The organism is Streptomyces sp. HSG2 (assembly GCF_016598575.1).
Lineage (GTDB): Bacteria > Actinomycetota > Actinomycetes > Streptomycetales > Streptomycetaceae > Streptomyces.
In genome coordinates this window covers 5,254,285-5,268,033 of record NZ_CP066801.1, presented here as the reverse complement: position 1 = coordinate 5,268,033, position 13,749 = coordinate 5,254,285, and the positions used below count along the sequence as shown (strand labels likewise).

Annotated in this window: 14 protein-coding genes; 3 read left to right on the top strand and 11 right to left on the bottom strand. The window is 72.1% G+C overall.

Features of this window, described 5'->3' with window-relative positions:
• Nucleotides 1-17 precede the first annotated feature (17 nt).
• From JEK78_RS22985 to JEK78_RS22950, 8 genes are all read right to left on the bottom strand, one after another.
• Entirely contained in the window at nt 18-392 is a 375-nt protein-coding gene (locus JEK78_RS22985; RefSeq protein ID WP_200262060.1) for an ectoine synthase, read from the bottom strand.
• The gene (trpA, locus tag JEK78_RS22980) at nt 373-1,221 is read right to left on the bottom strand and encodes a tryptophan synthase subunit alpha (protein ID WP_200262059.1); all 849 of its coding nucleotides are present in this window, start codon (nt 1,219-1,221) and stop codon (nt 373-375) included. Before trpA ends, JEK78_RS22985 begins: the two co-directional genes overlap by 20 nt.
• Nucleotides 1,214-2,245, bottom strand: a complete 1,032-nt coding sequence (locus JEK78_RS22975) for a hypothetical protein (protein WP_200262058.1) — start codon at nt 2,243-2,245, stop codon at nt 1,214-1,216. The genes trpA and JEK78_RS22975 overlap by 8 nt, the downstream gene beginning before the upstream one ends.
• A gap of 3 nt (nt 2,246-2,248) precedes the next feature.
• Nucleotides 2,249-2,512, bottom strand: a complete 264-nt coding sequence (locus tag JEK78_RS22970; protein WP_200262057.1) for a phosphopantetheine-binding protein — start codon at nt 2,510-2,512, stop codon at nt 2,249-2,251.
• Between the two features lie 130 nt (nt 2,513-2,642).
• Entirely contained in the window at nt 2,643-4,124 is a 1,482-nt protein-coding gene (locus JEK78_RS22965) for an AMP-binding protein (RefSeq protein ID WP_200262056.1), read from the bottom strand.
• Nucleotides 4,121-4,966, bottom strand: coding sequence for a MaoC/PaaZ C-terminal domain-containing protein (locus JEK78_RS22960; RefSeq protein WP_200262055.1), 846 nt, complete (start codon nt 4,964-4,966; stop codon nt 4,121-4,123). Before JEK78_RS22960 ends, JEK78_RS22965 begins: the two co-directional genes overlap by 4 nt.
• Nucleotides 4,963-6,228, bottom strand: coding sequence for a beta-ketoacyl-[acyl-carrier-protein] synthase family protein (locus tag JEK78_RS22955; protein ID WP_200262054.1), 1,266 nt, complete (start codon nt 6,226-6,228; stop codon nt 4,963-4,965). The genes JEK78_RS22960 and JEK78_RS22955 overlap by 4 nt, the downstream gene beginning before the upstream one ends.
• Before the next feature lie 185 nt (nt 6,229-6,413).
• Nucleotides 6,414-7,628, bottom strand: a complete 1,215-nt coding sequence (locus tag JEK78_RS22950) for an aminotransferase class I/II-fold pyridoxal phosphate-dependent enzyme (RefSeq protein WP_200262053.1) — start codon at nt 7,626-7,628, stop codon at nt 6,414-6,416.
• A gap of 413 nt (nt 7,629-8,041) precedes the next feature.
• Here JEK78_RS22950 and JEK78_RS22945 point away from each other — a divergent pair, with 413 nt between their 5' ends.
• Nucleotides 8,042-8,851, top strand: coding sequence for a BTAD domain-containing putative transcriptional regulator (locus JEK78_RS22945; RefSeq protein WP_200262052.1), 810 nt, complete (start codon nt 8,042-8,044; stop codon nt 8,849-8,851).
• Between the two features lie 286 nt (nt 8,852-9,137).
• Here the strand turns inward: JEK78_RS22945 and JEK78_RS22940 are convergent, their stop codons facing one another.
• From JEK78_RS22940 to JEK78_RS22930, 3 genes are read right to left on the bottom strand one after another with little or no spacing between them, the layout of a single operon-like run.
• A complete protein-coding gene (locus JEK78_RS22940; protein WP_200262051.1) occupies nt 9,138-9,890 on the bottom strand; it encodes an SDR family NAD(P)-dependent oxidoreductase in 753 nt (250 codons plus the stop codon).
• Nucleotides 9,887-10,870 (bottom strand): ketoacyl-ACP synthase III, encoded by a 984-nt coding sequence (locus tag JEK78_RS22935; RefSeq protein WP_200262050.1) that lies wholly within the window; start codon nt 10,868-10,870, stop codon nt 9,887-9,889. Before JEK78_RS22935 ends, JEK78_RS22940 begins: the two co-directional genes overlap by 4 nt.
• Before the next feature lie 11 nt (nt 10,871-10,881).
• A complete protein-coding gene (locus JEK78_RS22930) occupies nt 10,882-11,142 on the bottom strand; it encodes a hypothetical protein (RefSeq protein WP_200262049.1) in 261 nt (86 codons plus the stop codon).
• Nucleotides 11,143-11,339: 197 nt separating this feature from the next.
• Here JEK78_RS22930 and JEK78_RS22925 point away from each other — a divergent pair, with 197 nt between their 5' ends.
• Nucleotides 11,340-12,224: a class I SAM-dependent methyltransferase gene (locus tag JEK78_RS22925; RefSeq protein ID WP_200262048.1), complete on the top strand. Its 885-nt coding sequence runs from the start codon at nt 11,340-11,342 to the stop codon at nt 12,222-12,224.
• A gap of 5 nt (nt 12,225-12,229) precedes the next feature.
• Nucleotides 12,230-13,741 carry an NAD(P)/FAD-dependent oxidoreductase gene (locus JEK78_RS22920; RefSeq protein ID WP_347341196.1) on the top strand — a complete coding sequence of 504 codons (1,512 nt, stop codon included), beginning with the start codon at nt 12,230-12,232 and terminating at the stop codon, nt 13,739-13,741.
• Nucleotides 13,742-13,749 lie beyond the last annotated feature (8 nt).

The following is a 13,749-nucleotide window of genomic DNA, read 5'->3' as shown; positions in this document are numbered from 1 at the left end:
GTTCTTTCGGACGCGGCCTAGTAGGCCGACGAGACGTGCTCGTCGAGCTGATGAACCTCGTCGCCCCGGAGGGCAGGGGCGAAGACGCAGACCAGGCGCAGGTCCTCATGGGGCGAGGCGACCAGGAAGTGCGGGTCGTGGTTGTCCAGCGCATACAGGACGCCCGGCGTGAGCGGGTGGCTGGTGCCGTCGAGCTCCACCACCTCCCCGGAGCCCTCGATGCAGTAGCAGGTCTCCAGGTGGTTGCGGTATTCCAGCCGGGACTTGGTCCCGGCCCGCACGGTGGTGTCGGTGATGCTGTAGCCCAGCCCGTCGGCGGCCAGGATGAAGCGGCGGCTGAGGCCGTTGCCCCACTCGACGGTCTTGACGTTCTCAAGGTTCCGGATGATCACGTTCTCCTCCTCTGGGACGTGGGACGGCGGTGCAAGGGCGGCCGAGTGCGGCGGTGAATGAGCGGTAGGCGTTCACCGGGTCTGCCCCGGTTTCGCGGGCCCGCTCCAGGGCCGACACTCCGGCGGAACCGACGATCGCCGCGTCCGCGCCGCTCAGCGCGACGGAGGCGAGATCCTCGGCGGTCGATACCCCGAAGCCGACGGCTATCGGGGAGGCTGTCAGGTCGCGAAGGGCGCCGACGAACGGGGCGAGCCCGGCGTGACCGCCGGGGGAAGTGCCGCCGCCGCTGCGTCCGTAGCGGGCGACCACATAGAGGTAGCCGGTCGCGTGGGCGGCCGCCTCGGCCACGGTGGCCGGGGGGCTCGCCGGGTAGCAGGTGGTGACCTCGGGCAGTCCGGCCTCGCGCAGGGCCTCGTGGTGGGCGGCGCGGGCCCGGGGCGGAAGGCCGTGGACGAGCAGGGCGTCGGCTCCGCTGTCCGCCACGGCGCGCGCGTAGGCGGCGGGCGGCGACGTGCGCAGGCTGTGGCTCCAATCGGCGAGCAGGGCGATGCGCAGCCGCTTCAGGGAGGGTCGCACGGCCTCGACGAAGGCCAGTGTCTCGGCGAGGGCCACCCCTTCGGCCAGTGCCCGGTCGGCGGAGCGCCGTACGACGGGCCCGTCGGTGGGCGAGTCCGGGAAGGGGACGGCCAGTTCCAGGCAGTCCACGCCCGACTCGTCCAGCATGGCGACGCAGTCGGCGAGCACGGGCAGGGGCGGGTCTCCCGCGTTCAGGAAGACGGCGAGTCCCAGTTCGTCGCGGGTGCGGGCCTCGGTGAAGAAGTCAGCCAACGCGGCTCCCTCCTCGCAAGCGGGAAGCGGTGAGACGCTCCAGCAGTCCGAGCGCGGCTCCGTCGTCGAGCGCGGCACCCGCTTCGCCGACCGCCGTGGCCCAGTCGTCACGGTGGCCGGAGGCGACGGCGAGCGCCGCGGCGTTGAGGCTGAGGGTGGCGCGCAGCGGCGCGCTTGTCCGGCCCGCCAGGACGGCCCGGAAGTGGTCGGCCGCTTCGTCCCGGGACACCGGGGCGAGGTCGCCGAGGGTGCCGTCCGCGGGGACCAGCTCACCCGCCGGGAGCGTCCGTGTGTCGCCGCCCGGGAGGTGGACGGTGTTGTCGGTGAAGCTGAGCAGTTCGTCGGCGCCCACCGGATTGGTGGTCAGCCAGGTCACCGGGCCACCGGGCCGGGCGGCGAGGGTACGGAGCGGGGGCGGGGGCTGTGTCGCGGACACCCCGGTGACCTGCGCGGCCACCGGTACGGCGGCCAGGAAGGGGCCGAGGGTGTTGAGAAAGCGCCCGAAGACCCGTATGGGGGTCGGGACCGCGAGCAGCGCGAGCCGGGCGAGCTGGCCGGGGTAGACGAACGGGCCGGCGAAGGCGATGCCGTGGGTGGCCAAGTGGTCGGCGGTGTGGTCGAGCGAGGACGTGAGGGGGACGCCGAGCCGGTCCAGGAGGTCGATCGAGCCCGTCCGGCCGGTGTGGGCGCGCGAGCCGGACTTGACGACGCGGGCCCCGGTGGCGGCGGCCAGGAGGGCGGACGCCGTGGAGATGTTGACGGTCGAGGGGCCACCCCCGGTGCCCACCACGTTGACGGTGCCCGGCCAGGGCGCGGACGGTGGGGCCGGGCGGCGCCGGTCCAGCGAGTCGACGAGCGCGAGCAGGCTCGGGCCGTCGGGGAGCGCCGCGGTGAGCGAGGCCAGCAGGGCCAGGGCGTCGGCGCGTTCCAGCGCTCTGTCGGCCAGCGCCTGCCACAGGGCCTCCCAGTGGTCCGCGTCGGCAGGGGCCCGCCGGTCGACGAGCGGGACGAGGGCGGGGTGCACGGCTCAGCTGCCTGTCACGGGGGCGCCCTGGCAGCGGGCGACGTAGGCGTCGATGGCGTTGACGCTGCGGAAGTTGTCCGGGTCGAGGTCGGTGTCGCCGACGGCGAGCTGGAAGTGGTGCTCCACCCAGGCGATCAGCTTGAGGACGCCGAGGCTGTCGATGACGCCGTCGCCCAGGAGGTCCTGGTCGGGCGGCAGCTGCGTGGCGGTGAGGTCGGGCAGGAACTCCCGGACGATGTACTCGCTGATCTGTTCGGCGTTGCTCACAGGGCGCTCCTTGACGGTGTGTTCGTGCTGGGGATGGTCGTTGGCGGGGTGTACAGGTGCGGTGGCCGCTGCCCGAGGCGGCGAGGGCTCCCGGCGTGACGGAAGGCCGGCGTGGTGCTCCACGCGGCCGTCAGGACCGCGTACCGGCGGGCGCGGCGGGGCTCACCCCGGCCAGTGCCCGGCGGTCCACCTTTCCGGTGCCGGTACGGGGCAGGGGCTCGCGTACGGGGACGACAGTGCCCGGCACGGAACCGCGCGGGAGCCGGGCGGTGCAGTGCCGCTTGAGGTCGAGGCTGGTGGCGGTGGAGTCGCGCTCCAGCCGGACCACGGCGACCAGGCGGCGGCCCTCGACCGGGTCGGGCTGCGTGGTCACCCCGGCTTCCAGCACGTCGGGGTGGTCGAGCATCACGAGCTCGACCTCGGCGGTGTTCACAGCGACTCCCCGGATCTTCACCTGGTGGTCCAGGCGTCCGACGAGCCGCAGGACGCCTTCAGCGTCGGCCTCGACCAGATCGCCGGTGCGGAACCAGCGCGCCCGTTCACCGTCGGCGGTGAACTTCTGCTCCGTGCGCCGCCGGTCCGGGTAGCCCGTGCTCTGGAAGGGCGTGGAGACCTCCAGTTCACCCCGCCCGGGGCCGGTGACGATCCAGCCCTCGGAGTCCCGGAGCCGGATGCGTACGCCGGGGAGCGGGCTGCCCAGCGGCACCGGGGAGGGCAGCGGCCGCCTCCGGTCGATCTCGTGGATCAGGCTGTCGTTGGTCTCGGTGCAGCCGTAGATGTTGTGGAGCCGCGCGCCGGGGGCGAGAGCCACGAGGTCGGCGAGGGTCTGCTCGGGCATCACGTCCCCGGTGAAGACCGCGTGGCGGATCGTCTCCACCGGGGCGCCGCCATCGGCCCGGGCGGCGGCGGAGACCAGCGCGTAGAAGAGCGGCACCGCTTGGACCACCTCGATCCGATGGGTGCGCAGCAGGCCGAGCAGGCGGGGACCTCTGACCGCGACCGCCGGGTCCACCAGCACCACCTGGCCTCCGTGGGCGAGGGTGGTCCACACATCGAGCAGGCACAGGTCGAAGTTGAGCGGGGCGTAGTTGAGGACGGGCGTGCCGGGTCCGATGCCGAAGGCGCCGGCGGCCCAGTGGGTGAAGGCGTCCACCCCGTCGTGGGGCAGGGGCACGGCCTTGGGCGTTCCGGTGGAGCCGGAGGTGGTCAGGATGAAGCCGGTGCCCGGCGGGACGGCCTGCCTCCGGTCGTCCCCGGGCTGCGAGGCCAGGGCCGTGACGGTGTCCCTGGCCAGGGTGTACCGGCAGCCCGCTTCCGCGGTCACCGCGGCGAGGTGATCCGGCGGCAGCGAGCGCGAGGGCAGCAGGACGGGGCGGCCTGAGGCGAGGCAGGCCAGAACGGTGGCGACCGTCCGGGGCGACTTGGCGTCGAGGACCGCGAGGGGTGCGCTCGCGGGGACGTGTTCCTCCAGCCGGGCGCGGGCGGCGGCGGTCTCCTCGGCCAACTCGCGGTAGGTGGTGGCGGTGCCGTTCCACCAGAGGGCCGGCGCGTCGGGGGTCTTCTCGGCCCAGCGCAGGACTGCCTGCGCCGTCTCGCCGTGACGGCCGCTCATCGGTACTCCCCCTTTTCGGGTCCCAGGCGGGCCCAGCCGCCCTTGACGGCGGCGGCGCCCTGGGAGCGGACGGTGAACAGGACGGTGTCGCCGGAAGCCGGTGGGGTGAGTTCCAGCACCGTCTCGGTGCCGGGGAGCACCGGGCGGGCGAAGCGGACGCCGAGCGCTCGGATCCGGTCGGCGTGCCCGTCGGCGTACCGGTCGGCGATCTCCTCGACCGCCATGGAGACCAGCGCCATCCCGTGGGCGATGGCGTCGGGGTATCCCGCCGCCCGGGCGGCCGTTGGATCGAGGTGGACGGGGTTGAGGTCCCCGGCAGCCTCGCCGTAGCGGGCGATCCACTCCCGGTCGATCGTGACGGCTCGGCTCACCGGGGTGGCCGGCACGTCCTGGCGCGGCGCGGCCGCCGGGGTCAGGGTGCCGTGCGGCTCGCCGGTCCGGATGCCCGCCAGCAGGATGTGGGCCGTCAGGTCGGCGAGCGCGGTCCCGTCTGTCCGGTCGGTGAGGCAGGTGCGCAGGGCGAGGCGGGTTCCCTTCGGTTCGGTGCGCGCCGCGAGCACCTCGGCGCGGGCGCCGACCGCTGTCGCCGGCCGGAGCGGCGCGTGCAGGACGATCTCCTGCGCCAGGTGGACCAGGAAGTACGGTCCGTGCCCGGCGGCCAGCGCGTCGACGGTGCGTTCGGCCAGCGGGTGGGTGAGGACGAAGGCCGTCAGGGGGCCGGCGTCGGGGCGGGTGGGTGCTCCCCGGCCGAGGGCCTCGCGGGTCACGGTGCGGTAGTTACGTGCCGCCGCGGGGTCGAACGGCGGGGCAGCGGGGTCGAGAAGGGGTCCGGGGAGGGTCATGCGGGGGTCACCACCAGGCTGCTGTTGTGGCCGCCGAATCCGAAGGAGTTGGACACCACCGGGCCGCGGGCGACGGGCCGCGGGCTGCCGTGGACCACGTCGATCTCCATCTCGGGTTCCGTTCGCGTGTGGTTGGCTGTGGGCGGCACCGTGCCCGCGTTCATCGACAGGACGGCGACCACGAGTTCAACCGTGCCGGCCGCTCCGATGAGGTGGCCGAGGACGCCCTTGCTCGCCGTCACCGGCGGCCCGTACGGCCCGAATACCTTGGCCAGCGCCGCCGCCTCGGCGCGGTCGTTGTGCACGGTGGCCGTGCCGTGGGCATTGACGTGGGCGATGTCGGCGGGCGTCAGCCCAGCGTCGGTCAGGGCTCCGGTCATGGCGTCGGCGGCGAAGGCGCCGTCGGGGTTCGGGGCGGAGAGGTGGTGGGCGTCGGAGGTGGCTGAGTAACCGGCGACATGGCCGTGGACATGGGCGCCGCGGGCCCGGGCGTCCTCCGGCCGCTCCAGGACCACGAAGGCCGCTCCCTCCCCCATGACGAAGCCGTCCCGGCTCTCGTCGAAGGGGCGGCACGCGGTCGCGGCGTCGGTGCGGGTGGAGGCGGCGTTGAGGTTGCCGAAACCTGCGAGGGTGATCGGGGTGAGGGTCGCCTCGCAGCCCCCGGCGATCACGAGGTCCACGCGGTGGTCCCGCAGCATCGCGGCGCCCAGGCCGATGGCGTCGGCCCCGCTGGCGCAAGTGGTGCTCACTGTCAGGGCCGGTCCGTGCCAGCGCAGTTGGAGAGCGATCTGCGCGGCGGCGGCGTTCGGCATCGTCATCAGGGGCATCATCGGACGGACGCCCTTCGGGCCGCGGGCCACGTAGTTGACGGACTCGACGTCGCTGGTGGCGCGCCCGCCGACGGCATTGCCGACCACGATGGCACAGCGGGCGCCGGGAGCCTGCGGAGCCCCGGCGTCGGCATGCGCGGCCAGGGCGGCGGCGAGCCCGTACCGGGCGAAAGGGTCGAGCCGCTGGGCGGCCTTGCTCGCCAGCACCTGCTGCCAGGGGTGGTCCCGGGCTCCGTCGGTGAGACCGCGTACCCGGCAGCCGACGCGGATGCGGTGGTGCGCGGTGTCGAAGTGCGTGAGGTCGGCGGCGAGGGAACGGCCGGCCAGGATGGCCGTCCACAGCTCCTCGGTCGTGCAGCCGGCCGGGGTGACGACGCCCATTCCGCTGATGGCCACGGCCGATCGGGCGGGACGTCCCGCCGGAGTACGCATGGTCTGTTCTCTCCTTCCCGCTCCGGCGGCCTCGGGCCGGCCAGAGCAAGCACGGCCTGTTTCCTCGCCGCCCTGCCGGACGAAAGGAACGGAAGACGGGCCTTCTCCCCGAGCCCGGCTTCTCTCCCGGACACGGCGCGGTCGCCCGCCGGGTCCGTCAGGGCTCGTCGGCTCCGGTCAGGCGGTCAGGCGGTCAGCAGACCGCACTCCCCGGCGGCCTTGAGGAAGGCCTCGGCCGCGAGGTCGATGTCCGTGTCCGTGTGCCGGGCGGTGACGGCGATGCGCAGCCGCGCCAGGTCGCGGGGAACAGCGGGGGTGACCACTGGCAGGCCGATGGCGCCCAGCCGGCGGGCGGCGGTCGCCAGGTCGTAGGCGGCCTCGTCGCCGCCGACGATGAGCGGGACGACCGCGGTCTCGCTGCCGCCGGTGCGCATCCCGCCCGCCGTCACCAGCTCCCGGAAGCGCGCGCCGTGGCGCTGGACGCGGGCAACGAGTTCGGGCTCGGCGCGCAGCACCCGCAGTGCCTCCAGGGCGGCGGCGGCCGACGCGGGGGCGAGCGCGGCGGAGAAGAGAAACGGCCGGGCGGCGTAGCGCAGGTGGCCGATGAGTTCGGTGGACCCGGCGACCCAACCCCCCATGGAGGGGATGGCCTTGGAGAGGGTGCCGAGTTTGACGTCCACCCGCACCTCGTTGCCGAAGTGCTCCTCGATTCCCAGGCCGGTGGGGCCGATCACGCCGAGAGCGTGGGCTTCGTCGGCCATCAGCAGCGCCTCATGGGCATCGCACACCTCGCGCAGCCGGGGCAGCGGGGCGAGGTCGCCGTCCATCGAGTAGACGCTGTCGACGATCACCAGCCGGACCCCGCCGGGCGCGGCTGCCTCCAGGCGCCGCGCGAGGTGCTCGGTGTCGTTGTGCCGGAAGCGGACCACCGTGGCGCCGCTGAGCTTGCAGCCGTCCACGATGCTGGCGTGGGCGTACTTGTCGACGAAAACGGTGTCGCCCGGGGCCACGAGGGCGCCGATCGTCCCGACGTTGGCGGCGTAGCCGGAGCCGAAGACGATGGCCCGCTCCCGCCCGGCGATGTCGGCCACCTCGGCCTCCAGCTCCTCGTGGAGCGGGATGGAGCCCGCCAGCGCGCGCACCCCGTGGTTGCCGGTGCCGTAGCGGGCCGCGGCGCGCTGGGCCGCGGACACCACGCGCTCGTCCCCGGAGAGGCCGAGGTAGCTGTAGCCGGACATCATCAGCAGGCGCCGGCCGTCCAGGTCGACGTAGGCCGTGTCGCGCTCGGCCGTGTAGGGGACGAAGCTGTTGCGGCGCTCGGCGTCCCACTCCAGCGCGGCCACGCGCCGCCGGGTCACGTCGAGCTTGTCTGCGAGTCTCCCCCACCCTGCGGAAGCCATCGGCCGTCCTCCCCTTTATGGCGTCCATTGCGCAGCGGCGCAGCGGATCTGGCGTGCCTCGAATTCAACTTCCGCCACGCAACCGGAGCGCAACACGGGAGCAAGATCAAGTAGGCATCAGGAGATTGGCGCATAATGACCCATCCAATTCGCGACGCGTTATCTTTCGCAAATTCAGCTTTGACAGATACTTGTTTCGAATGAGAATGCTGTTTACTCAGACCTGGGGAAGATTTCACAAGCATCTTTCACTCCGACTTGCGCCTCTACGCGCGTCCACAGTCCGCCACTGAGGGGTGCGGGCTCGGCTCCAGGACCCTGTACGCACGACACCGCACGCAGCACGCCCAGCAAGTCGACTTCCGTCGGCCAGCCAGCGAGGAAGTCGTCAACCTCACGGGGGAGTAAAAGCCGTGCTCATCAGACTTGTCGGCCTTGTGTCCATCGAACACGACAGAGAGGCCCCACGGGTTCTCGCCAGCCACCAGGCTCAGATCGCGCTCGCCCGGCTCTGCGTCGAGCGTCCCACCGGCACCTCCCGGGAGCAGCTCGCCGACGCCATCTGGCCGGACGGCCCGCCGAGCACCTGGGCCTCGGCCCTCCGCAGCGTCGTCAGCCGTCTGCGGGCCTTCCTGGCCACGGAGTCGCCCACGTCCGAGCCGCAACTGATCGCCCGCGGGGGGCGCTATCTGCTGCAGCTTCCGGAGGGCGCCCAAGTGGACGTGGAGCGCGGCGAGAGCGCCGCCATCAGCGCGGCGGCGGCGTACCGCGACGGCGACCACAGCACCGCGCAGCGGCTCGCCACCACGTCCGTGTCCCTGCTGCGGGGCCCCTTCCTCGCCTCCTACGAGGGCGAGTGGGTCGACTCGGTCCGCGCCCGCCTGAGGGAGGTGCGCGTCTCCGCACTGGAGACGGCCAGCAGCTCCTCCGCCGCGCTGGGCGACACGCACCACGCCCTGCGCTACGCGGAGGAGGCGGTGCGCCAGGCGCCGTTTCGTGAGAGCGCCTACCGGTGTCAGATGACCGCGCATCGTCTGGCAGGCAACAGGGCCGAAGCGCTGCGGATATACCAGCAGTTGCGCACGGTGCTCGCCGAAGAGCTCGGTATCGACCCGAGCCCCGAGAGTGAAGCCGTGTATCTGGGTCTGCTGGCCAGTCCCAGTCCATGTACTGTGCCCGCCCGATCGCCGCACCGGACGGTGTCGTCACATCCACTGAACTGACACCAGGGAGCCGCGGGACTGCGGGCGCCGGTCTCGGCTCCCGCCCGCGGCTCCTGTTCCCCGGCCGCCTGCGGACACACGCACTCCTCCCGGACTCCCCTGCTTCCGGCCCTCTTCCTCCCAGGGCCGGCCACGTGCCCTCCGGCGCCCCACGCGGGCCGACGCCCCTGTGCCGGCAGGCAATTCGGCAGGTGACACCGCGCGACCGCACCCCTGCGCGGCACCCACGGCGTCCGGGAGGGGCACACCCTCGTGCCCCTCCCGGACTCGTCACCGCGGGCCCGCCTCACATGACGGAGACGCCGCTGTCGATGCTGACCACCTGACCCGTCATGCAGTCCTGGTCGAGGAAGAGCGACACACCGCGGGCGACCTCCTCCACCGTGACGAACCGCGGCACCGGCGCCTTGCTGGCCATGTCCTCCACGACCCGCACCGGGAGGTCCTGGGTCATACCCGTGATCATGAACCCCGGCGAGAGAGCGTTCACTGTCACCCCGCGTCGCCCGCACTCGGCGGCCAGCGTCCGGGTCATACCGATGACCCCGGCCTTGGACGCGGAGTACGCCGTCTGCCCCGCGGTGGCGATCAGGCCCGAGGGCGAGACGACGTTGACGATCCGGCCCCAGCGCCGGCGCAGCATGTGCGGCAGCGCGACCCGGCAGGTGTGGAACGTGCCCAACATGTTGGTCCGGATGACCTCGTGCCAGTCGTCCGGGGACTGCATCGCCATGAGGGCGTCCCGGCGGATCGCCCCGTTGTTGACCACGACCTCGATCGGCCCGAGGGCCTCCTCGACGCGGCCGTACAGATCCTTGACCTCCTCCCAGGACCCCACGTCCGCGCCGACGACCACGGAGTCGTGCGTCAGCTTCGCGCGCACGGCCTCGGCCTGTGAGGCCGCGCTGCGGTAGTGCACGGCCACTCGGCAGCCCAGCGCGTCCAGCTCCACCGCGAGCGCCTGCCCGAGCCCGCCGGAAGCGCCGGTGACCAACGCCACCGGCGCGGCGGGGCGCTGCCCGGCTCCTTGTACGCTCACGCGGCACCCCCCCAACGCATCAGCACCGAACCCCAGGTCATCCCCGCGCCGAACCCCGCGAACAGCACGAGTTCCCCGGGGCGGATCCCCCCGGCGTCCAGCGCCTCGGCGAGGGCCAGCGGGATGGAGGCCGAGGCGGTGTTGCCGTACCGCTCCAAGTTGGTCACCAGGGCCTCCGGCCGCAATCCAGTGTGCTGGAGTACGGAGTTGATGATGCGGATGTTCGCCTGGTGCGGGACGACGTGGTCCACCTCGGTGGGCGTGACCTTGGCGCTCTCCAGGGTCTCCCGCACCGTGCGGACCGTGAAGCGGACCGCGTGCAAGTAGATCTCGTTGCCCTTGATCTGCGCGTAGTGGAGCCCCTGCGCGACCGTCTCCGGAGTGGTGGGCATCCGGCTGCCGCCGGCCGGCACCTTCAGTGCGTCGGCGCAGGAGCCGTCCGCGCCCAGGTTCCACGCCAGTACCGGGTCCCCCGGTCCCGGCACGAGCACCACCGCGGCCGCTCCGTCCCCCACCAGAATGGACAGATCGCGGTCGGCCGGGTTGGCGGTCAGCGTGTGCGTGTCCGACCCGATCAGCAGGATCGGCCGGCGGTCCATGCGCAGGATGCCCATGGCCGCGACCAGGCCGTACACGAAGCCCGCGCACTCGGAGTTGACGTCCATGGCCCCGCCGCCGATGCCCAGCTCGTGGTGGACGAAGGCGGAGGTCGCGGGCGAGGGCTGCTCGGGTGTGGCTGTGGCCACGATCAGATGGGCTATGTCGGCACCGGTCAGACCGGCCTTCTCCAGCGCCGCGCGGCCCGCCTCGACAGCCAGCGAGGCGGTGGTCTGGCCGGGGTCGACCGCCCGCCGCTCGCGGATGCCGCAGCGGCTGACGACCCAGTCCTCGTCGACCCCGAAGCGGTCCGCCAGTTCGGCGCTGGTGATGACGCGTTCGGGCAGGGCCGTGCCCCACCCCGAAATGTCGAATCCACTCATGTGACGTACTGTCAGCGCTCGGCCGGCTGAGGAACGAGCTCCATCAGCTTCTTGTGCACGTCCTGCATGGTGGTGGTGTCGTCCAGGTCCGCGAAGAGCGACTCGTCGGCGGGGATGTCGGGGTGCTCGTTCTGGAAGTTGTAGAGCCACTCCATCAGGTCCAGCGAGTCCACATCCGCGATGTGCTGGATCGGCGCGTCGGGGGTCACCTCGGTGGCCCCCGAGACTGCGGCGAGCTGCTGCGCGAGTTCCTCGACGGTCGGCAGTGCCATGGTTGTTCCTCTCTGAACGCGACGGACGGTCGTGTCCGCATGGAAGCCGCTCCTCGCAATCCAGCCGCAACAGCGCGGTCACACCGTGGTGTTGCGGTCGGATTGCGCTGATTCGCTTGGCTCACCCCCAGCACGGTTCAGGCGGCCGGACGGCGCGAGAGCGCCTCGACGGCCGAAGCTGCGAAGAGAGGGCGAGGATGGCGACGATTGCCTCCCACACCGGGGAGCCGGAGCTGGACGCGGTCCGCCACCACTACGAGGTGGGAAACGAGTTCTACCGTCTGCTGCTGGGCCCCAGCATGATGTACAGCGGGGGCTACTGGGAGCAGGGCGAGGGCCTGGTCGAGGCTCTGGACGTGGCGCAGGAACGCAAGCTCGACGTGTTCGCCGATCTGGCGCGGGCGGCTGGACGCAACCGCGTGCTCGACATCGGATGCGGCTGGGGCACCCTCGCCCACCGCCTCACCACGAAGCACGGCGTACGGGAGGCCGTGGGCCTCACCCTGAGCCGTACCCAGGCCACCTATGTGGCGGGACTCGGCAACCCGGCCATCACCACCCGGGTCGAGAGCTGGTCGGAGCACCGCGCCCCCGGCGCGTACGACGCCGCCTTCTGCGTCAACGCCCTGGAGCACTTCGTCCCCTCCAGCCTCCCCCCGAAGGAGCGGACCAAGCGCTACCGCTTCTTCTTCCAGCAAACGCACGAGGCGCTGGTCCCGGACGGCCAGTTCGTCCTGCACACGATGACCGCCGAGGCCCAACCCATCGGGCGGAAGATCCTGGCGGACCTGAAGTTCCTCCAACGCTCCGAGTTCACCGGGATGCACATCCCGCACCTGCACGAGCTGGCGGCGGCGACCGAGGGCCTGTTCGAGGTCGTGGAGCTGGTCAACGAGCGCGAGGCGTTCGCCCGCGCCTGCCGCGCCTGGCTGGCCCGGCTCGCCGAGCGGCGCGACGAGGCGGTCGCGCTGGAGAGCGAGGAGGTGGTCGCCCGCTTCGAGCGCTACCTGGACATCTTCGCGTACACACTGGAGGACCGCTTCTTCAACAACTTCCGGCTCACGCTGGCCCGCAAGGGGTGAGGGGCGTGGCAGAGGCACCCATGGAGCCCGCACGCGACCTGCGAGTGGCGGTGATCGGCAGCGGCTTCTCGGGACTCGGGACCGCGATCCGGCTCCAGCAGCAGGGCATCGAGAACTTTCTCGTCTTCGAGCGGGCCAACGAGGTCGGCGGCACCTGGCGGGACAACACCTACCCCGGCTGCGCCTGCGACGTGATGTCGCACCTGTACTCTTTCTCCTTCGCGCCGAACCCCCACTGGAAGAGCACTTTCGGCAAGCAGCGCGAGCTGTTCGACTACCTGCGCGACTGTGCCGACCAGTTCGGCGTGCGCTCCCGCATCCGCTTCCGGCACGAACTCACCGAGGCGCGCTGGGACGACCTGCACAAGCGCTGGCTGCTGACCACGACCGGCGGGAACTACACGGCCCAGGTGCTGGTCACCGGCACCGGCTACCTCAGCGAGCCGGCCATCCCCGACATCCCTGGCCTGGCCAGCTTCGAGGGCGAGGTCTTCCACTCAGCGCAATGGCGCCACGACCTGGACCTCACCGGCCGCCGGGTCGCCGTGATCGGCACCGGCGCCTCCGCCATCCAGTTCGTGCCCGCCATCCAGCAGGAGGTCGGCCACCTGGACCTCTACCAGCGCACCCCGCCCTGGATCGGGCCCAAGAACGACAAGGTCAACAGCGCCCTGCAGACCCGCCTGCTGACGTCCGTGCCCGGCTATCAGCGCTTCCGGCGGAACTTCAACATGTGGGGCCGGGAGATCCTCGCCTTCGTCATGGCGCGCCCCGCGCTCGCCGCGAAGATGCAGAAGATGGCCTCCGACCACCTCAAGAAGAGCGTGCCGGACGAGCGGCTGCGGGCGGCGCTCACGCCCGACTACATCATGGCCTGCAAGCGCCTGCTCTTCTCCGACACGTACTACCCGGCGATCCAGCAGCCCAACGTGGAACTGGTCACCGACGGCATCGCCAAGGTCACGGCCGACGCCGTGGTCACCGCCGACGGCCGGGAACGGCCGGTGGACACGATCATCCTCGGGACGGGCTTCGAGGCCGTACGGCGCCCGATCGCGGAAAGGCTCTTCGGGCGCGACGGCGTCAGCCTCAAGGAGGCGTGGAGCGAGGGCATGAACGCCCACCGCGGGACCTGCGTGACCGGCTTCCCCAACCTCTTCATGCTGCTCGGGCCCAACACGACCCTGGGACACTCCTCCCAGGTGATCATGATCGAGGCGCAGATCACCTATCTGCTCGACGCCCTGCGGACGATGGACCGCCGCGGGCTGGCCAGCGTGGAAGTGCTCCCCGATGCCCAGCGGACCTACAACGAACAGCTCGAACGACGGCTCAGCGGCACCGTGTGGAACGCGGGCAACTGCCGGAGCTGGTACCTCGACGAGCACGGGCGCAACCCGTCCATCTGGCCCACGTACACCTGGCGCTTCCGCCGGGCCGCCAGGCGCTTCGACCCCGCCGAACACGCTCTGAGCACCACGGAGGACTTGCGCGCCCCCGTGCCCGCCGCGTCCTGACGACCACG

Bases quoted from the DNA above. Each gene is read 5' to 3' on its own strand.
- JEK78_RS22960 (WP_200262055.1), bottom strand. From the start codon at position 4,966: ATGACCCTCCCCGGACCCCTTCTCGACCCCGCTGCCCCGCCGTTCGAC.
- JEK78_RS22950 (WP_200262053.1), bottom strand. From the start codon at position 7,628: ATGGCTTCCGCAGGGTGGGGGAGACTCGCAGACAAGCTCGACGTGACC.
- JEK78_RS22955 (WP_200262054.1), bottom strand. From the start codon at position 6,228: ATGCGTACTCCGGCGGGACGTCCCGCCCGATCGGCCGTGGCCATCAGC.
- JEK78_RS22965 (WP_200262056.1), bottom strand. From the start codon at position 4,124: ATGAGCGGCCGTCACGGCGAGACGGCGCAGGCAGTCCTGCGCTGGGCC.
- JEK78_RS22930 (WP_200262049.1), bottom strand. From the start codon at position 11,142: ATGGCACTGCCGACCGTCGAGGAACTCGCGCAGCAGCTCGCCGCAGTC.
- JEK78_RS22935 (WP_200262050.1), bottom strand. From the start codon at position 10,870: ATGAGTGGATTCGACATTTCGGGGTGGGGCACGGCCCTGCCCGAACGC.
- JEK78_RS22925 (WP_200262048.1), top strand. From the start codon at position 11,340: ATGGCGACGATTGCCTCCCACACCGGGGAGCCGGAGCTGGACGCGGTC.